A 17,307-nucleotide genomic window follows, 5' to 3' on the forward strand; every position below is an offset into this window, starting at 1 on the left:
CAACCCCATCCTCGAAGCTGTGATTCACGTCCGAGGCTACGCGCTGCGGGCGGCCGGATCGGTGCCGAGCCGGGGGAAGGGCTCCAGCGCGAAGACGACCTCGACGGGCACCTCGAAGTAGCCGCTGATCCGCAGGGCCAGGTGCAGCGACGGGCTGAACTCGCCGCGCTCGATGTAGCCCACCGTCTGGTAGTGCACGCCCACGGCCTCCGCGAGCTGCCGCCGTGAGACGCCCCGCTCGGCGCGGAGCATCGCGATGCGGTTGTAGGTGACCTCGGAACCCATGTGCCCCTTCTCACGTGACCCGCTGCAGGGCCCGCTCCCGGCGGCGGGCCACCGCGGAGCCGGACTCGCGGCGGGCCATCCGGCGCAGGACCGCCGGCGCCAGCGCCAGGCCGGCGACAGCCCACAGGCCCAGCACTCCCGCGGTCTCCCCGAGCCGCCACGAGTGACCCAGCTCGACCACGGTCAAGGAGTCCGGCAGAAACGCGGACCGCATGCCCAACCCTAGCCAGTAGACCGGAAAGCCCTGCGCCACGGCTTGCAGCCAGCCGGGGATCGCCGTGATGGGGTAGAAGATGCCGGAGATCGCGACCAGCCCGAAGAGCGGCAGCGTGATGAAGCCGACGTTGCGCGGGTTGTCGACCAGGGACCCGACGACCGCGCCGAGCGGCAGGGTGGCGGCCAGGCCGAGCGGCACCAGCCAGATCAGGGTCAGCCAGCCGACCGCGTCGAGGCGCACGCCGTCGACCAGGAAGAGGCTCGGCACCAGCTGGAGCAGGATGCTGATCAACGACATCCCGCCGACGAGCACGATCTTGCCGACCAGATAGCCGGACATGCCGTCGGGCGTCGCCTTGGCCCGCAGCAGCGTGCCGTCCTCGCGCTCGACCGCCAGCTGCGCGGCGATGGTCTGCACGCCGGCGAAGGCCAGCCCCATGCCGAGCACGCTGGGCAGGGTGCGGGCGCCGAGCGAGACCCCGGTGCCGGCCAGCTCGTGGTCGCGCATGAAGAAGATCGTGACGACGAAGGCGACCGCCGGGAAGAGATAGGCCCACAGATCCTGGGCGGTGGTGAAGGACTGCCGCAGCTCGATGACGCCGCGGGCGAATCCGGCGCGGCCGACCGTACGCAAGGAAGTCACAGCGCCCCCTCGAAAGCGGCCGCCGCGGCACTCGCGCGACCGGCCTCGGACTCGCGGACCAGGGTCATGTAGGTGTCCTCGAGGCTGGACCGGCGCACCTCGAGATCGGTGATCGCCGCGCCGTGCTGCTCGAACAGCTCCCGGACGAACGTGGTCGCGTCGGCCGCCGCGTGCACATAGCGCGAGCCGTCGCGGCTCCAGCGGATCTCGGACTCGGCGGCGACCCGGCGGGAGAGCTGGTCCGCCGAGCCGTCGGCGATGATCCGGCCGCCGGCCAGGATGAGGATGCGGTCGGCGAGCTTCTCCGCCTCGTCGAGATCGTGCGTGGTCAGCAGGATCGTCGTCTCGTCCACATCGGACAGCCGGTGCACCAGGTCGTGGAACTCACGGCGCGCGGCCGGGTCGAAGCCGACCGTCGGCTCGTCGAGGAAGAGCAGCTCGGGCCGGCCCACGATGCCGATGGCCACGTCGAGGCGGCGGCGCTGCCCGCCCGAGAGCTGCGCGACCCGGCGCTGCGCCTGGCCGGTCAGCCCCACGGCCGCGACGAGGTCGTCGACCGGCCACGGCCGCCGGACGAGCGGCGTGGCATAGGCCGCGTAGTAGGAGCCGAGGTGCTGCAGCAGCTCCCGCACCCGCCACTTGCCGTGGTCGCGCCAGGACTGCAGCACGACGCCGAGCCGGGCCCGCCACGCCTCACCGGCCTGCGCGGGGTCGGCGCCGAGCACGGACACCTCCCCCGCCGACCGCACCCGGAAGCCCTCGAGAATCTCGATGGTCGTCGTCTTGCCGGCGCCGTTGGGCCCGAGCAGGACCACCACCTCGCCGCGCCGGGCGGCGAAAGTGACGCCGCGCAGCACGTCGACGCTGCCGTAGCGCATCCGCAGGTCGCGGACGTCGAGCACCCCCGTCGATGCGTTCATGTCCAGCACCTTATCAAGGATGTAGTAGAACTACTACATTCCTCAGCATGTCAGATATCGGCCGACCCCTCATCCGGGCGTTCCTCACACCCGGGGCGATCAGCGCTCGATAGAAGTGGCCGACCTGGATACGCTGGAGCGATGGGGATCGGCGAGGGGGCACCGGGCGCGGCACACGCGCTGACCACCGTGCTGCCGAGTGTGAGCTGGGTCCCGCTGGCGCTCGCCCATGCCGAGCGGGCCGACGGGATGACGGCCGGGCACCGGGCACGCAAGGCGGCCGGCGAGAAGCACGCCATAGAGGATTTTCTGTACGACTACTACGGCACCCGCCCGGCCCAGCTGCGCCGCTGGCATCCCGGCGTCGGCGCGGGTCTCGGTCCCACGCCCGACGGTCCGGCCGAGCACGCGGGCTGGAAGTTCTACACGACGCTGCCCGACGGCGTCGTCACGTTGAACGTCGAGGCCTACATGCAGGCCCGCGGGGAGAGCGTCCGCTACATCCACGGCCTGCTCACCGCGACGGCGTCCCGGCCCGCCTTCTCGGGCTGCTTCGGGCTGCACGAGTGGGCCATGGTCTACCGCCAGCCGGAGCACCGCCACCAGCTTCCGCTGCGCCTGGGCCAGGAGGGGACGAACAAGGTCGTGGAGACGCACCCGATCCGGTGCACCCACTTCGACGCGTTCCGGTTCTTCACGCCCGAGGCCGTCGGGCTCAACCGGCTGCAGCCGACCCGGGCCACCCAGGTCGACCTCGATCAGCCCGGCTGCCTGCACGCCGCGATGGACTGTCACAAGTGGGCGAGCAAGCTCGGTCCCGCGGTGCCGGGCGCGCTGGCCCTCGACTGCTTCGCGCTGGCCGGCGACATCCGGCTGCTGGACATGCAGGCGAGCCCCTACGATTTGAGCTCGTACGACCAGCCCGCGGTCAAGATCGAAACCCCCGAGGGCAAGCAGGAGTACGTGGCCCGGCAGCGCGAGTTCGCCCGGCGGGCCGCCGCGTTGCGCGCCCGGCTCATCCGGGTCTGCGAGGAGCTGCTGGGCCCCGCGCTCGCCGCCGAGAACCGTGAGGCCGTGGCCCCGCACAACGTCTAGTAATCGTCCGGGCGCCGGTTGCGCTTGGTCTGGCTGCGGCGCTTCTTGTCGGCGATGCGCCGCTCGACCGATCCGCGCGACGGCCGGGTGGCCCGGCGCACCCTCGGCGGGGGTGCGATCGCCCCCGCCACCAGGCCGGCCAGCCGGGCCGCGGCGGCCTCCCGGTTGCGCAGCTGGGACCTATGCTCGGACGCCACCACGGTCAGCACGCCGTGCACCAGCCGATGCGCGAGCCGCTCGGCCGCGCGCTCCTTGAGCGAAGGCGGCAGGAGGTCGGAGCCGCCCAGGTCCCAGGAGAGCTCGACCCGGGAATCGGTCGTGTTCACACCCTGCCCGCCCGGCCCGCTCGCGCGCGAGAACCGCCAGGACAGCTCGGCCGCGGGGATGACGAGCCGCTCGTTCACCTGCACGTCGTCGGCCACGCGCCACAGCATCGCATCACCGGCCCGCTCCCGCCACGCAGTATGTGATCAAGCGAACGCGGTGGATCCCACGCTCGCGGCGACCACCACGCCGACGGCGACGGCGGTCACCCAGGTCGCGGGCTGACCGAGCAGCGCCCATCCCGCGACGGCCGCGACCACCGGCTCCAGGCTGAGCAGGACACCGAAGACCCGCTGGGGCAACCGGCGCAGGGCGGAAAGCTCCAGCGAGTACGGGATGACGGACGCCAGCACCCCGGTCGCCAGCGCCAGCAGCAGGACCGTCGGCGACGTCAGCGCCTTCTCCGCGCCGGTGACCCCGACCGGCAGCAGCACCACCGCGCCGACAGCCATGGCGATCGCCAGCCCGCCCTGCCCCTGGATGGCGGCTCCCGCCCGGGCACTCGCCAGGATGTAGAACGCCCAGAAAGCCGCGGCCACGAGGACGAAGAAGACGCCGAGCGGGTCCAGCGCCCCGGCGCCGTCGGCGAAGCCGAGCAGGGCCACGCCCGCCATGGCGAGCAGCACCCAGGCGATGTCCCGGACGCGGCGCGACAGGACCGCCGCGAGGGTCAGCGGCCCGAGGAACTCGATGGCCACGGCCGGCCCGAGCGGGATCCGCGCGATCGCCGCGTAGAAGAACCCGTTCATGCCCGCGAGGGTGAGACCCAGCAGCAGCACTGCCCGCCACTGATGGCTGCGCCACGCCCGTACGGCCGGACGGGCGACCGCCACCATCACACCGGCCGCGAGTCCGAGTCGCAGAAGCGTCGCCCCGGCGCTGCCCGTGACCGGGAACAGGCGCGCCGCGAGGGCCGCGCCGACCTGCAGGGACGCGCAGGAGCCGAGGATCATGAGGACGGCGGGCCGGGCGGATCCCGGCCGGGCCAGAGTGGCGGTGGACATGCGCCCAGCGTCCAGCGGCCGGGATCGAGAAGTCCAGCGAACCTTTCTGAGGAATAATCGTCAGAAATGTTGGACGTTCACCGCCTGCGCCTGCTCCGCGAGCTCGACCGCCTCGGCACCCTCGCGGCCGTCGCGCGCGCCCTCAACTACAGCCCCTCGGCGATATCGCAGCAGCTCAGCCTGCTGGAGACAGAGACCGGCGCCACTCTGCTCGAGCACGTCGGCCGAGGCGTCCGGCTCACCGCGCAGGCCCGGATCCTGGTCCGCCACGCCGAGGCGATCCTGGCCCGGATGGAGCTCGCGGAGGCCGAACTGGCGGCCGCCATGACGAACGTCACGGGCACCCTGCGGGTCGCGTCCTTCCAGTCGGTGCTGCTCGCCCTGGTCCCCGGCGCCCTGTCCGGCCTCGCCGCCGCCCACGCCGGCCTGCGCGTGGAGATCACCCAGGTCGAGGCGCGGCCGGCCTTCGCGGGGCTGCTGGCGCACGAGTTCGACGTGGTGCTCGGCGAGGACTATCCCGGCCTGGCCCAGCCCCGGCTGCCCGGCGTCGACGAGGAGGATCTGATCCGCGACGAGATGCTCTGCGTGGTGCCGGCGAGCGGCCCGTGGTCCCGGCCGGCCCTGACCGACCTGGCCGACGCCCCGTTCGTCTTCGACCCCGCGGGCATCGTGCCCGGCGACTGGGCCCGCCAGGTCTGCCGCACCGCCGGCTTCGAACCCGACGTCCGCTTCGTCTCCGGCGACCTCCTCCTGCAGATCCGCCTGGTCGAGACCGGCCACGCGGTCGCCTTCGTCCCCGATCTCCTGTGGACCGGCCGCGACCCCAGCGCGGTCCACCTCCACCCCCTGCCCGGCCGCCCCCGCCGCCGCCTCTACACCGGCGTCCGCACCGGCTCCGCCGACCAGCCGGCCATCCGCGCCTTCCGCCGGGCCCTCCGCGACCAGGTCACCTGACCTTCAGACCGGCAGGCCGAGCTTGTCGAAGAAGGCCCGGTTCCGCTCGTGCGCCGAGTTGAGCAACCGGTCGAACGAGAACACCTCGATGTAGGCCTGATAGTTCTCGTTGTGCCCGAAGAAGCCGAGGCCGTCCTGGGTTCGCTTGAGACCCATCCGCTTGCACTCCCGCACGACCGAGGGCGTCAGGTCCGACAGCACGTAGCAGAATCCGGGAATGTCGTCGGACGCCGGAATCGGCCGCCCCTGCGCGGTCCGCACCTTCCCTTGCCGGATCTTCTCGAGGTAGTCGAGCGCTTGGAGGGCAGGCCCGTCGTCCTGCTTCGCATCGGCCCGCATCGGCCGCTTGATCTCGACGACGGCCAGCGACGCCAGCGGCAACCGCTTCCCCTCGGACACCAGGACCGGCGCATCCCAGACCCGCAGGGCGACCAGATCCGGCCGCTCGCGGCCGGCGGAGTCGATGATCGAGTAGCCGGCGAGCGGTTTGTCGGAAGCGAGGAAGTCGTGGAAGGCGAGACGCTCGTCCAGGATCCACAGGTTGCAGACATCCGGGGAGACGTCGTCGGAGGTCGTCCGCATCGGCATGATCAGGTTGTGGATCACGTCCTCCCGGACGTACTTCCCGGCCCGGTCCGCCTGGATCGCCTTCGCCAGCACGTCCAGGACCACCCGGCGCCGAAAGACGTACGCGGCGAGATCCGACTTCTTGATGTCGTCGATCTTCGCCAGATAGTCGGCCAGCCGCCGCCGATTCTCGTGCGAGTCGTCGAAGACGTCCACGTCGAGCGCCTGCCGGCCCCGCGCCAGCAGGTCCGACTCGAGCTCCCACAGCTGCCGGTGCAGCAGCGACTCCAGATCCTGCTCGGACGTTCTTGGACCGACACCGAGCTGGTCGAGATCGATGTGCCGCAGGATCGGGCGGTAGCGGGGAGCTCGGTGGCGCACGAAGTCCTCCACCCGGGCGCGGGCGGCTCGTTTCGCCTCGTCGAGCAGGCCGCCCAGATGTCGCTCGGCGGCTGTCAGGATCGCTGCCCGAATTTCGGACATGGTCAGTTCGTCGTCGAAGAGCGTCTCCCGGACGGTCTCGGGGACATCGAAACCCGTCCGCTCGGACCTGACATTGCCGTCGAGGAAGGGTGCGGTCACGTAACAGGAGTAGCCGAAGCCCGCATCGAGCGGGCCGTACAGTCCCGGGATCTTTCCCGCCAGACGTTCCAGGGTGACCACCCGGCCGGCCGCGCACCAGAGCAGTCGCGGCTCGCCGCCGCCCCTCGGCGCGGTGCGCAGATGCACGACCTCGAAGCGCCTGCCGCGGACGTCCAGGGACTCGGCCTCGGCCGGAGCCACCAGGAAGTCATGGAAGAGCTCGGTGAGGCCGATCCGCTCCGGGCCGTCGATCACGACGATCGGCGGACAGCCGCCCGGCCGGACGAAGTACCAGAGGCAGTGCTCGAGCAGGCTCCTGGCGATGGCCTCAGCCGTCTTCGGAGAAGCTTCGCGGTAGAGCTTGCGGAAGCCGCGCAGCGTCACGACCGCGCCGGTGCGGCCCGAGCCGATGTCGGCCGCATCGCCACCGGAGACGCCGTGCTCGGCCGAGAAGGTGAAGAAGCGTTCCATGCACCGCCCGTCGCGGGTCCGGAAGACGCTCGAGATCTCCACGTCGTCGAAGGCCTTGAGCCACAACAGCCGGCCGACACCACGGCAGCCCTGCCCGGCCTTGTACTCGGTGTCGAGCGTCGCGAAGGATTCCGCGTTCTCCTCGTGGAAGCCTGCCCCGTCGTCCGTGACGGTGAACGACCGGATCATCTGGTGAGCCCGGCCGATCTCGACAGTGACCAGACCGGAGCCGGCATCGCCGGAGGCGGCGTCGAGCGATTGGATCGCGTTCACCACCGCCTCGAACAGCGGCAGGAGCCCATGGCTCCGGGGCAGGACGGTGTTGCGCAGACGGCCGGACAGTGACGCGCTGAGATGCACGGTGATCTCCCTTGCCTCGCGTCCATCCGAGCATGCCGCTAGAGGTCAGGAGACAAGGGGTTCGTGGCCGGGGGCGGGGTGTCGTCGGCGCGGTCGGCGGCGGGGAGCCAGAGGACGAAGGTGCTGCCCTCACCCTCGGTGGAGAAGGCGGCGACCTGGCCGCCGTGGGACTCGACGATCTGGCGGACGATGGCGAGGCCCAGGCCGGTGCGGCGTTCGCCGCCGGGGAGGGTCGGGGAGCCGCGCCAGAAGCGGTCGAAGACGTGGGGGAGGTCGGCGGGGGCGATGCCGGGGCCTTCGTCGGCGACGGCGACCCAGAGCCAGGCGGCGGTGCGGCCGGTGGCGATGGTGACGGTGGAGGCGGGCGGGGCGAGGCGGACGGCGTTCGACAACAGGTTGCCGACGGCGCGGCGGAGGGCGTCGGCGTCGCCGATGAGGTGGAGGCCGGCGCCGAGGGCGTACGTGAAGCGGAAGGGCGCCGCGTCCTCGCCCGCCTCGGCCGCCAGGACGGAGAGGTCGACGTCGGTGTCCGTGAGTGCGCCGGCGTCGCGGCGGGCGGTGGCGAGCAGGTCCTCGACGAGGCGGGACATGCGGGTGGTGGCGCGGTCGACGACGGCGACGGCGCGGGCGCGTTCCTCGTCGGTGGCCTCGGGCGCGGTCAGGGTGGCGTCGAGGTGCGTACGGATGATGGCCAGCGGGCTGCGCAGCTCGTGGGACGCGTCGTCGATCAGCTGGCGCTGGCCCTGGAAGGCACGGTCGAGGCGGTCGAGCATCGAGTCGATGGTGTCGGCGAGGTCGCGCAGCTCGTCGCGGGGGCCCTGGAGGTGGATGCGGCGGGACAGGTCGGTGGCCTGGATCTCGCGGGTGGTGCGGGTGATGGCGCCGACCGGCCGCAGGGCGCGGCCGGAGAGGACCCAGCCGATGCCGAGGCTGGCGACGAAGAGGCCGCCGAGGGCGAGGAGCGAGTAGGTGCGCAGGGTCTGCAGCGCCTGGTAGTTGACCGCCGCCTCGATCTGGTTGACGTCGGCGACCGTGATGGTGTCGACCTTCACGCCGTACTTCTTGACGGTGGCCTGCAGCTCGGTGACCGGCTGCGGGTCCGTGGCGGCGGCCACCGAGAAGTACGTGATCGCGAGCGCGGCGGTGGCGAGCGCGAACAGCAGCGTCGAGTACAGCACGGTGAGCCGGACGCGGATGGAGTTCTTCATGATCCGGTCAGCCGATATCCGCGGCCGACCACGGTCTCGATCCAGCCCTCGCCGAGCTTGCGGCGCAACGTGCCGACGGTCACGCGTACGGTCTGGGTGAAGGGGTCGGCGTTGGCGTCCCACACGTGCTCGAGCAGCTCCTCGCTGGCGACCACGTGATCGGGCCGGGTCATCAGGTATTCAAGGACGCCGAACTCCTTGGGCGTCAGCGCCAGCCGCGCGCCGGCCAGGGTCACCGTGTGCCGGGCCGTGTCGAGCTCCAGGTCGCCGACGACCAGCCGGGCGGTGCCGCCGTTGGTGTCGCGGCGCAGCAGGGCCCGGATGCGCGCCAGCAGCTCGGCGAGCGCGAACGGCTTGACCAGATAGTCGTCGGCGCCCTCGTCCAGCCCGCGGACCCGGTCGTCGAGGGCGCCGCGGGCGGTGAGCATGAGCACGCGGACGTCCGCCTCCCCCGGCGTCACGAGCGCGCCTGTCCGCAACGCCCGGCACAGCTCGAAGCCGTCGCCGTCGGGCAGGTTGACGTCGAGGAGCATCAGGTCGTACTCGTTGACGGTCAGCCGGTCGTGAGCCTGCGCCACTCCGGTCGCCACGTCCACGGCGTATCCGTTGCGCGACAGGCCGACGCGCAGGCCCTCCGCGAGGTCTTCCTCGTCCTCCACCACCAGCAACCGCATGCCCCGATCTTCCATCAGGGCAACCGGGCGAACCAGAACAACGACGCCAGCGCGGCCAGGACGGCGAGCACGAGCCCGATGCCGATGAAGTGGGCCGAGACGTCCTGCACCTCGGTCTCGTAGCCGATCAGGCTGCCGATGTCCGAATACGCGGACCGCAGCTCGTCGGCATCGGAAGCGGTGAAATAGCTCCCGCCCGTGGCCGAGGCGACGGACTGCAAGGTGGCGCCGTCCACCGGAACCGCCTGCCCCGCCCCGGGACCGTCCCCGCCGATCGTGCCGCCGGCCGTCCCGAACGAGATGCTGTCGACCGGCACTCCCCGCTGCGCGGCGGCCGCGGCAGCCTGCGCCGGATCCTGCCCCGAGGTGTTCGCGCCGTCGGAGAGCACCACCACTCGCGCCGGAACCTCGTCCGCGAGGGAACCCAGCGACGCACCGATGGCATCCCCGATCGCCGTTCCTGCTTCTCCGGCAACCCCTTCGGCGAGCCGGTCGATGCCGGCGGCCACGGTGTCCCGGTCGGTGGTCGGCGGCACGAACACCGACGCGGACCCGGCGAAGCCGACAACGCCGACGTTGAACTGCGACGGGAGGTCGGCGACGAACGTGCGGGCCGCCTGTTTCGCCGCGGTGAGCCGGTCGGGAGCCACGTCGTCGGCCAGCATCGAGCGGGAGACGTCCACGGCGACCAGCACGGTCGCCTGCTCGCGGGGCACCCGCACCTCCGCCTGCGGCCGGGCGAAGCCGACCACGAGCAGCCCGAGCATGGCCAGGAACAGGCCGGCGGGCACGTGGCGCCGCCACGCGGGGCGCTGGGGTGCGACGCGGTCGAGCAGTTTGAGATTGGTGAAGCGGACGGCGTACCGGCTGCGGCGGCGCTGGGCCACGACGTAAGCCGCCGCCAGACCGGCCACCGCGAGCAGCAGCCAGAGCCTTTCGGGCGAAAGCCAGGTCACGGTTTCCTCCGTCGGAAAAAGCGTTGGGCGTGGACGTGGCGGACGATGTCGGCGACCCAGTCACGATCGGTGCGCAGGAGCAGATGCGTGGCCCCGGCCCGGCGGATGGCGCCGGTGATGGACGCCTGTTGCTGAGCGGCCGCGGCGGCATAGCGCTCGCGGAGTTTGCGGCTGGCCGTGGCCACCTCGCGCAGGGTGCCGGTCTCCGGGTCGACGATCGTGAGCATGCCCACGTCCGGCAGCTCCTGCTCGCGCGGATCGATCACCCGCACGGCGAGCACCTGATGCCGGGCGGCCAGCCGGCGCAACGGCTGCTCCCAGGCGGGCGCGCCCGGGCCGAGGCCGTCGTCGTCGAGCCCGTCGAGGAAGTCCGACACGACCACGACCAGACCCCGGCGAGGCACCGCGCGGTGCAGACCGTCCAGCGCGGTGGCGAGCGACACGGCGTCCGTCGCGGGGACGCCGCGAGGTGCGGCCAGCAGGGTGCTCAACAGCCCGAGCAGAGGGGTACGCCCCCCGCGCGCCGGATATCGCCGGACACCCGTGCCGGACACGACATGCGCGCCGAGCCGGTTGCCCGTACCGGCGGACAGGAAGCCGACCGCCGCGACGGCCGCGACCGCGAGTTCCCGCTTCTCGTACTCCGCCGTGCCGAAGTCCATGCTCGCGGTGCCGTCGACGAGCGCCCACGTGGTCAGCTCACGGTCGGCGTCGACGGTCCGCACGTGCGGCACGGTGGTGCGCGCGGTCACGGACCAGTCCATGCGGCGCACCTCGTCCTCGCCGGGGCGATATTCGCGGCTGCCGGCGGGCTCGCTGCCCAGCCCCGGCACCAGCCCGAGATACGAGCCGTGGAGCAGCCCGTCGAGCCGCCGTGTCACGGTCAGCTCCAGCCGCCGCAGCCGTTGTTCCGCGGTGAGCAGCGTCATGCCGCGGCGCCCAGCGGTTGCGCGGGGGCGATCACGGGCGGCGGCACGGCTTCGAGGACGCGCTGGACGATCGACTCCGGCGCGATCCCGTCGGCCACGGCGTCGAAGGACAGGACCAGCCGGTGCGCCAGGACGTCCGGGGCGATGTCGAGGATGTCGCCGGGGAGCACGTACTCGCGGCCGCGCAGCAGGGCCAGCGCCCGGCCGGCGGCCACCAGGCCGAGCGTGGCGCGCGGGCCGGCCCCGTACGCCAGCTGGTCCTTGATCTCCGGCAGGCCGAACCGCGCCGGGTCGCGCGTGGCCAGCACGAGCCGGACCACGTACTCGGCCAGCGCGTGGTGCACGAACACCGCGCGGGCCCGGGCCTGCAGGGCCAGTACCGAATCCGGATCGAGGACCCGCTCGGCCACCGGGCGCACGCCGCCCATCCGGTAGAGGATGCCCAGCTCGTCCTGGTCGCTCGGATAGCCGACGACGACCCGCATCAGGAAGCGGTCGCGCTGCGCCTCGGGCAGCTGGTAGACGCCCTCGCTCTCGATCGGGTTCTGCGTCGCCAGGACCAGGAACGGCTTCGGTACGGGATAGGTCCGCCCGCCGATCGACACGTGCCCCTCGGCCATGACCTCCAGCAGCGCGCTCTGCACCTTGGCCGGCGCCCGGTTGATCTCGTCGGCCAGCACGAGGTTGGCCATCACCGGGCCGAGCTCGACGTCGAAGGTCTCCTTGCCGGCCCGGTAGATCCGGGTGCCCAGGATGTCCGACGGCACCAGGTCGGGCGTGAACTGGATGCGGTGGAAGGCTCCGCCGACGGCCGTGGCCAGCGTCTCGGCGGCCAGGGTCTTGGCCACCCCGGGCACGCCCTCGAGCAGGATGTGCCCGTCGGCCAGCAGCGCGGTGAGCAGGCGTTCGATGAGCCGGTCCTGCCCGACGACGACCTTCTTCACCTCGAAGAGGGCCTGTTCGAGCAGCCGGGTGTCAGCTTCCGTCATGTCCTGCATGACAGCAATCCGCACCGAAAGTGAGCCGAAACGCGGCCCCACGCGATACTGGGAGCTGACAAGGGAGGTTGCGTGACTGCTCAGCCCGCGCCGGTCGCCGAGACCGGCTATCCGTGGCCCATCGAAACCGCGCGCCTGGACAACGGGTTGCGCGTCGTCGTCAGTGAGGACCACACCGCGCCCGTGGTGGGCGTCAATCTGTGGTACGACGTCGGCAGCCGGCACGAGCCGGCCGGCCAGACGGGTTTCGCGCACCTCTTCGAACACCTGATGTTCGAGGGTTCCGCGCACGTCGCCAAGACCGAGCACATGCGCTATGTCCAGGGTGCGGGCGGCAATCTCAACGCCACCACCAACCCGGACCGCACCAACTACTTCGAGACGCTGCCGGCCGAGCACCTGGAGCTGGCCCTGTGGCTCGAGGCGGACCGGATGGGCGGGCTGGTGCCGGCGCTGACCCAGGAGACGCTGGACAACCAGCGCGAGGTCGTCAAGAACGAGCGGCGCCAGCGCTACGACAACGTGCCCTACGGCGACGCGTGGCTGCGCCTGCTGCCGCTGCTCTACCCGCCGGGGCACCCCTACCACCACGCGACGATCGGGTCGATGGAGGACCTGAACGCCGCGAGCCTGGAGACGTTCCAGGCGTTCCACGCGCAGTACTACGCGCCGAACAACGCGGTGCTGACCGTGGCCGGGGACGTGACGGCGGCGGAGGTGTTCGCGCTCGCCGAGAAGTACTTCGGGGCGATCGAGGCCGTACCGGTGACGGCCGCGCCGCACGGGCACCTGAGCGGTCCGGCGACCGCCCCGGTGCAGGAGACGGTCGTCGGCAACGTCCCGGCGCCGCGCGTCTATCTGTCGCACCGCACGCACCCGTTCGGCACGGCCGGCTACGACGCCATGACCGTGCTCGCCACGGTGCTCGGCAGCGGCCGGGGCAGCCGCCTCTACCAGCGGCTGGCCGACGGCGCCCGGATCGCGCAGCCGGACTACATCGGCTCGTACGGGGTGGATCTCGCCCACGCGCCGGCGCCGCTGATCGTGACGGCGACCGCCAAGGACGGCGTGGACATCGGCACGCTGACCGCCGGGGTGGCCGAGGTGCTGGACAGCATGGCCACCGAGCCGGTCACCGCGGCGGAGCTCGACCGGGCCAAGGCGCTGCTGACCACCTCGTGGTGGCGGCAGGTGTCCACGGTGGCCGGTCGGGCCGACACCCTCAGCCGGTACGCGACCCAGTTCGGCGACCCGGGCGCGGCCGCGTACCGGCTCCCGCAGTGGCTCGCCGTCACGGCCGACGACATCGCCGACGCCGCCCGCACTCTGAACCCGGAGTCCCGGGTGACCTTGACCTACCTCCCGGAAGGGGACGACAAGTGACGCTCGTTGCCACGCGGCCGGATCCGGGAGACGCCCGGCCCTACACGTTCCCCGGCATCCAGCGGCTCTCGGTCGCCGGTGGTGAGGTGGTCGCCGCGCACATGCCCGGCCAGCTGCTCGCCACGGCGACGCTGCTGCTCGACGCGGGCGCCGCCTACGAGACGATCGGCCGCGAGGGCACGGCCGCGGTCCTCGCCAAGTCCCTGGAGGAGGGGACGGCCACGCGCGACTCCGCGGCGTACGCGCTGGCCCTGGAGGGTCTCGGCGCCGAGCTGAGCACGTCCGTCGACTGGGAGGCGTTCCGCACCGGGGTGTCCGTGCCCGTCGGGCTGCTCCCCCGGGCCGTCGCCCTGCTCGCCGAGGCGACCCGGACCCCGCGGCTGGACCCGGCCGACGTCGAGCGGGTGCGCGACGACGAGGCGACCGCGCTGCGCATGGACTGGGCCCAGCCCGGGCCGCAGGCCGACGCCGCGCTGCGGGTCAGCCTCTTCGAGCCGGGCGAGCGCTACGGCCGCCCGCTGCACGGCGACCCGGAGTCGATGGCGGCGGTGACCGTCGAGGACGTGACCGCCTTCCACGAGGCCTACCTCAAGCGGCCGGGCGTGCTGCTCGTCGCCGGCGACCTGGAGAAGCTCGACCTGCGGGAGCTCGGCGAGGCCGCGTTCGCGGGCACCTCCGGCGCGCCGCTTCCGGTCGAGGGGCCGCTCGACGTGCCGTTGTCCCCGGCCCGCCGGCTGATCCTGGTCGACCGGCCCGGCTCGGTGCAGTCGACGCTGCGGCTCGGGCACCGGGCGCCGGAGCGCGCGCACCCCGGCTACGTGCCGATCACGCTCGCGGCGACGGTGCTGGGCGGGGCGTTCACGTCGCGGCTCAACCACCTGATCCGCGAGGTGCGGGGCTACACGTACGGGATCCGGGCCGACTTCGCGATGAGCCGCCGCTTCGGCCGGTTCGGGGTCAGCTCGTCGGTGCAGACGGCCGTCACCGCGCCGGCGTTGACCGACACGGTGGGCGAGATCACGCGTACGCAGCAGGACGGGGTGACCGAGGAGGAGCTGGCGGTCGCGCGGACCTGGCGGGCGGGGTCGCTCTCGGTCGACATGCAGACCCCGGGCTCGATCGCCGGGGCGCTCGCCACGCTGGTCATCCACGGCCTGCCGGACGACTACTACGCCACGCTGCGCCGGCAGCTGCTGGAGACCACGGTCGAGCAGGTCTCCGCGGCCGCGGCCGAGCACCTGCACCCCGAGGCGCTCACGCTCGTGGTCGAGGGCGACGCCGCCGCGATCCGGGACGAGCTGGTCGCGGCGAAGCTGGGCGAGCTGTTATAACGAACAAACTTAACTGAGGAGGGACGCGCATGCCGACCAACCTGACCGCCTCGTTCAGTGGCCGGCGCGTTCCGATCCGGCGGTCCCGGGCGGCGGCGCCTCTGCTGGCGCCGTCCGCCCCGGCCAACGCCTATGCCGCCCGGCAGCTCGTGGATCCGGCGCTGGCCGAGCCGGTCGCCCGCGCCTACCACTACCTCGACGTGGTGCACGACGCCTACCAGCGGGGCGGGGAGCCCCGGCTGCTGCAGAGCTACAACGACGAGAGCGAGCTGTCGACCACGGCGTTCGTCTACGACAACGCGCTGGCGATGCTGGCCTGGCTGGCCAGCCCGACGATCGCCAACGTGCGGCGGGTGCGGCTCGTGGGCGACGCGCTGCTGCGGGCCCTGGCCCAGGACGACGGGCGGCTCCGGCAGGCGTACGCGGCCGACGGCCGGGCGGCCGCGCTCGACGGGTTCGGCTTCGGCGGCTCGTCGACCGGCGACACGGCCTGGGCGGGCATCGCGCTGGCCCAGCTCTACATCGACACGCGGATCGGCAAGTACCTCGACGGCGCGGTGGCGCTCGGGCGGTGGATCGGGCGGCAGGAGTCGCCGTACCACTACGGCGGCTATCACGGCGGGGTGCGCAGCGACGGGGAGACGCCGCAGCGCTGGGCGTCGACCGAGCACAACCTCGACGCGTACGCGTTGTTCGAGCTGCTCGCCAAGCTGACCAAGGGCCGCGAGTGGGAGCGCCGGGCCGAGCGCGCCGCCGCCTTCGTGCGCGCGATGTGGAACCGGCGCGGCCGGCACTTCTGGACCGGGACGCTGGGCGGGCTGCCGGACGAGGACCCGAACGTCGTCAACACCGCGAACGTGCCCGAGGACGCCCAGTCGTGGGCCGTCCTGGCGCTCCGCGACCCGCGCTTCGACGGCGCCGTGGACTGGGTGACGCGGAGCCTGCGGACCACCGACGCGGACATTTCCGGCGTTTCTTACAGTTCTTTCTGCCGTCCGGCCGGATTGGCTCCCGCCAGCGCTCTCCCGCATGTCGACGGCGCGGTCTGGCTGGAGGGCACCGCACACACCGCCCTGGCCCTGCTCGAGCGCGGCGACTCGGAGCTCGCCCGGCGGCTGCTCTTCGCCCTGACCCGGGCGCAGGAGACCTTGGGCGCCGGGCAGACCATCGGCGGCCGCCCGCTGCCCGCCGCGTCGGGCCTGGTCGCCGCCACGAACGCGTTCGACACCGGCTTCGAGTACGGGCATTTCCCCCGGCAGCACGTCGGCACCACGGCCTGGTTCCTCATGGCGGCGCAACACTTCAATCCCTTTGAATGATGTGATGTAGCGCCGGGATCCTCGGTGCCGGTGGCTCCCGGCGGATACCGTCGCCGCCATGACGATCACCACCTCCGAGCCCGTCGCGCGACCGGTCCGGGCCCGCCGCGTGCTCTGGCACGTCCTGCTCTGGCTGCTCGTGCTGCCCGGCGCGGCGTGGGTGATCGTCCGGCTCTGCGGCTGGGAGCGGGGCCTGCTGGTCCAGCTGCTCGCCTTCACCCCGTTCGTCGCGGCGTGGTCGGTCCTGGCCGCCGTCCTCGCCCTGGTGAGCCGCCGCTGGACCGTCGCCGCCGTCGCCACGGTGACCGCGGTGCTCTTCGCCATCGCCGTGCTGCCCCGGGCGATCGCCGACAACGACAAGGGCCCGCAGACCGGCGTCAAGCTGCACGTCATGACCTCGAACATGCTCTTCGGGGGCGCCGACGCCGCCGAGCTCGTCCGGCTGGTCCGCGACAACGACGTGTCCGTGCTGGCCGTGCAGGAATACACCGCCGAGGCACAGGCGAACCTGGCCGCGGCCGGGCTGGGCGACCTGTTGCCGTACTCGTCGCTCGCCCCGGAGCCGGGCGCCACCGGGTCGGGGCTCTACTCGCGGTTCCCGCTCACGGCGGCGGGAGCGCAGCGCAACGGGGCCGGGTGGCGGTTCAACCAGGCGTACGGGACCATCCAGCCGGCCGGGGCGATCGCCGTGCAGGTGGAGTCGGCGCACCCCGCCGCGCCCTCCGCCCTGTCGGTGATCGACGACTGGCGCGAGGACCTGGCGGCCGAGCCCCGGGCCGACGACGGGAAGGGGCCGCGGATCCTGCTCGGCGACTTCAACTCGACCCTCGACCACAAGCCGTTGCGGGACCTGATCGGCAGCGGCTACCGGGATGCCGCGGCGGCCACCGGGTCCGGGCTCGTGGCGACCTGGGGCCCGTACGACGGGGATCCGATCCCGCCCGTGACCATCGACCACGTGCTGGTCGACAAGCGGCTGGGCGTGGTCTCGACGTCGGTGCACACGATCCGGGACAGCGACCACCGGGCGGTCATCGCGGAGGTCGTTCTCCCTCCGGCGTGAACGCCCGCACGATCGTCTCGACATC

General features: G+C 72.5%; 17 protein-coding genes. 6 read left to right on the forward strand and 11 right to left on the reverse strand.

Translation table 11 applies throughout. The annotated features are described in order from the left end of the window. Positions 1 to 36 precede the first annotated feature (36 nt). Genes RAN62_RS03450 through RAN62_RS03460 form a run of 3 tightly spaced genes read right to left on the reverse strand, consistent with a single transcriptional unit; the run spans position 37 to position 2,064 of the window. Positions 37 to 285 (reverse strand): helix-turn-helix transcriptional regulator, encoded by a 249-nt coding sequence (locus RAN62_RS03450; RefSeq protein WP_305782934.1) that lies wholly within the window; start codon positions 283 to 285, stop codon positions 37 to 39. Positions 286 to 295: 10 nt separating this feature from the next. After that, entirely contained in the window at positions 296 to 1,144 is an 849-nt protein-coding gene (locus RAN62_RS03455; protein ID WP_305782935.1) for an ABC transporter permease, read from the reverse strand. Next, positions 1,141 to 2,064 (reverse strand): ABC transporter ATP-binding protein, encoded by a 924-nt coding sequence (locus RAN62_RS03460; protein WP_305782936.1) that lies wholly within the window; start codon positions 2,062 to 2,064, stop codon positions 1,141 to 1,143. Before RAN62_RS03460 ends, RAN62_RS03455 begins: the two co-directional genes overlap by 4 nt. A gap of 141 nt (positions 2,065 to 2,205) precedes the next feature. Here RAN62_RS03460 and RAN62_RS03465 point away from each other — a divergent pair, with 141 nt between their 5' ends. Then, entirely contained in the window at positions 2,206 to 3,159 is a 954-nt protein-coding gene (locus RAN62_RS03465; RefSeq protein WP_305782937.1) for a 3-methyladenine DNA glycosylase, read from the forward strand. On the opposite strand, the gene arfB is transcribed toward RAN62_RS03465, so the two are convergent. Beyond that, complete coding sequence (gene arfB, locus RAN62_RS03470; RefSeq protein ID WP_372338814.1) at positions 3,156 to 3,593, reverse strand: alternative ribosome rescue aminoacyl-tRNA hydrolase ArfB; 438 nt, start codon at positions 3,591 to 3,593, stop codon at positions 3,156 to 3,158. The genes RAN62_RS03465 and arfB overlap by 4 nt on opposite strands. Positions 3,594 to 3,629: 36 nt before the next feature. After that, complete coding sequence (locus tag RAN62_RS03475; protein WP_305782939.1) at positions 3,630 to 4,487, reverse strand: EamA family transporter; 858 nt, start codon at positions 4,485 to 4,487, stop codon at positions 3,630 to 3,632. A gap of 66 nt (positions 4,488 to 4,553) precedes the next feature. Here RAN62_RS03475 and RAN62_RS03480 point away from each other — a divergent pair, with 66 nt between their 5' ends. Beyond that, positions 4,554 to 5,441: a LysR family transcriptional regulator gene (locus tag RAN62_RS03480; RefSeq protein WP_305782940.1), complete on the forward strand. Its 888-nt coding sequence runs from the start codon at positions 4,554 to 4,556 to the stop codon at positions 5,439 to 5,441. Between the two features lie 3 nt (positions 5,442 to 5,444). Here the strand turns inward: RAN62_RS03480 and RAN62_RS03485 are convergent, their stop codons facing one another. From RAN62_RS03485 to RAN62_RS03510, 6 genes are read right to left on the reverse strand one after another with little or no spacing between them, the layout of a single operon-like run. After that, positions 5,445 to 7,421: an ATP-binding protein gene (locus RAN62_RS03485; RefSeq protein ID WP_305782941.1), complete on the reverse strand. Its 1,977-nt coding sequence runs from the start codon at positions 7,419 to 7,421 to the stop codon at positions 5,445 to 5,447. A 38-nt stretch (positions 7,422 to 7,459) separates the two neighbouring features. Beyond that, complete coding sequence (locus RAN62_RS03490) at positions 7,460 to 8,629, reverse strand: sensor histidine kinase (protein WP_305782942.1); 1,170 nt, start codon at positions 8,627 to 8,629, stop codon at positions 7,460 to 7,462. Next, entirely contained in the window at positions 8,626 to 9,303 is a 678-nt protein-coding gene (locus RAN62_RS03495; RefSeq protein WP_305782943.1) for a response regulator transcription factor, read from the reverse strand. The genes RAN62_RS03490 and RAN62_RS03495 overlap by 4 nt, the downstream gene beginning before the upstream one ends. Positions 9,304 to 9,317: 14 nt before the next feature. Further along, on the reverse strand, positions 9,318 to 10,259 hold the full coding sequence (locus RAN62_RS03500; RefSeq protein WP_305782944.1) for a VWA domain-containing protein: 942 nt from the start codon (positions 10,257 to 10,259) through the stop codon (positions 9,318 to 9,320). After that, positions 10,256 to 11,188: a DUF58 domain-containing protein gene (locus RAN62_RS03505; protein WP_305782945.1), complete on the reverse strand. Its 933-nt coding sequence runs from the start codon at positions 11,186 to 11,188 to the stop codon at positions 10,256 to 10,258. The genes RAN62_RS03500 and RAN62_RS03505 overlap by 4 nt, the downstream gene beginning before the upstream one ends. After that, positions 11,185 to 12,186, reverse strand: a complete 1,002-nt coding sequence (locus tag RAN62_RS03510) for an AAA family ATPase (protein WP_438874454.1) — start codon at positions 12,184 to 12,186, stop codon at positions 11,185 to 11,187. Before RAN62_RS03510 ends, RAN62_RS03505 begins: the two co-directional genes overlap by 4 nt. 72 nt (positions 12,187 to 12,258) lie before the next feature. On the opposite strand from RAN62_RS03510, the gene RAN62_RS03515 reads away from it, so the two are divergent. The 4 genes from RAN62_RS03515 to RAN62_RS03530 are packed head-to-tail and all read left to right on the forward strand — an operon-like array spanning position 12,259 to position 17,282. Continuing rightward, positions 12,259 to 13,569: a M16 family metallopeptidase gene (locus RAN62_RS03515; RefSeq protein ID WP_305782946.1), complete on the forward strand. Its 1,311-nt coding sequence runs from the start codon at positions 12,259 to 12,261 to the stop codon at positions 13,567 to 13,569. Then, positions 13,566 to 14,900 carry a M16 family metallopeptidase gene (locus RAN62_RS03520; RefSeq protein WP_305782947.1) on the forward strand — a complete coding sequence of 445 codons (1,335 nt, stop codon included), beginning with the start codon at positions 13,566 to 13,568 and terminating at the stop codon, positions 14,898 to 14,900. Before RAN62_RS03515 ends, RAN62_RS03520 begins: the two co-directional genes overlap by 4 nt. Positions 14,901 to 14,929: 29 nt before the next feature. Beyond that, positions 14,930 to 16,219 (forward strand): glucosidase family protein, encoded by a 1,290-nt coding sequence (locus tag RAN62_RS03525; RefSeq protein WP_305782948.1) that lies wholly within the window; start codon positions 14,930 to 14,932, stop codon positions 16,217 to 16,219. Positions 16,220 to 16,277: 58 nt separating this feature from the next. Then, the gene (locus RAN62_RS03530; protein WP_305782949.1) at positions 16,278 to 17,282 is read left to right on the forward strand and encodes an endonuclease/exonuclease/phosphatase family protein; all 1,005 of its coding nucleotides are present in this window, start codon (positions 16,278 to 16,280) and stop codon (positions 17,280 to 17,282) included. The last annotated feature ends 25 nt before the right edge of the window (positions 17,283 to 17,307 follow it).

This window comes from Symbioplanes lichenis, from assembly GCF_030709675.1.
GTDB lineage: Bacteria > Actinomycetota > Actinomycetes > Mycobacteriales > Micromonosporaceae > Actinoplanes > Actinoplanes lichenis.

What these genes read in the sequence shown, in the direction of transcription:
- RAN62_RS03490 (WP_305782942.1), bottom strand. Translation starts at nt 8,629, where the DNA reads ATGAAGAACTCCATCCGCGTCCGGCTCACCGTGCTGTACTCGACGCTG.
- RAN62_RS03465 (WP_305782937.1), top strand. Translation starts at nt 2,206, where the DNA reads ATGGGGATCGGCGAGGGGGCACCGGGCGCGGCACACGCGCTGACCACC.
- RAN62_RS03495 (WP_305782943.1), bottom strand. Translation starts at nt 9,303, where the DNA reads ATGCGGTTGCTGGTGGTGGAGGACGAGGAAGACCTCGCGGAGGGCCTG.
- RAN62_RS03525 (WP_305782948.1), top strand. Translation starts at nt 14,930, where the DNA reads ATGCCGACCAACCTGACCGCCTCGTTCAGTGGCCGGCGCGTTCCGATC.
- RAN62_RS03480 (WP_305782940.1), top strand. Translation starts at nt 4,554, where the DNA reads ATGTTGGACGTTCACCGCCTGCGCCTGCTCCGCGAGCTCGACCGCCTC.
- RAN62_RS03475 (WP_305782939.1), bottom strand. Translation starts at nt 4,487, where the DNA reads ATGTCCACCGCCACTCTGGCCCGGCCGGGATCCGCCCGGCCCGCCGTC.
- RAN62_RS03505 (WP_305782945.1), bottom strand. Translation starts at nt 11,188, where the DNA reads ATGACGCTGCTCACCGCGGAACAACGGCTGCGGCGGCTGGAGCTGACC.
- RAN62_RS03510 (WP_438874454.1), bottom strand. Translation starts at nt 12,186, where the DNA reads ATGCAGGACATGACGGAAGCTGACACCCGGCTGCTCGAACAGGCCCTC.
- RAN62_RS03530 (WP_305782949.1), top strand. Translation starts at nt 16,278, where the DNA reads ATGACGATCACCACCTCCGAGCCCGTCGCGCGACCGGTCCGGGCCCGC.
- RAN62_RS03460 (WP_305782936.1), bottom strand. Translation starts at nt 2,064, where the DNA reads ATGAACGCATCGACGGGGGTGCTCGACGTCCGCGACCTGCGGATGCGC.
- arfB (WP_372338814.1), bottom strand. Translation starts at nt 3,593, where the DNA reads ATGCTGTGGCGCGTGGCCGACGACGTGCAGGTGAACGAGCGGCTCGTC.
- RAN62_RS03450 (WP_305782934.1), bottom strand. Translation starts at nt 285, where the DNA reads ATGGGTTCCGAGGTCACCTACAACCGCATCGCGATGCTCCGCGCCGAG.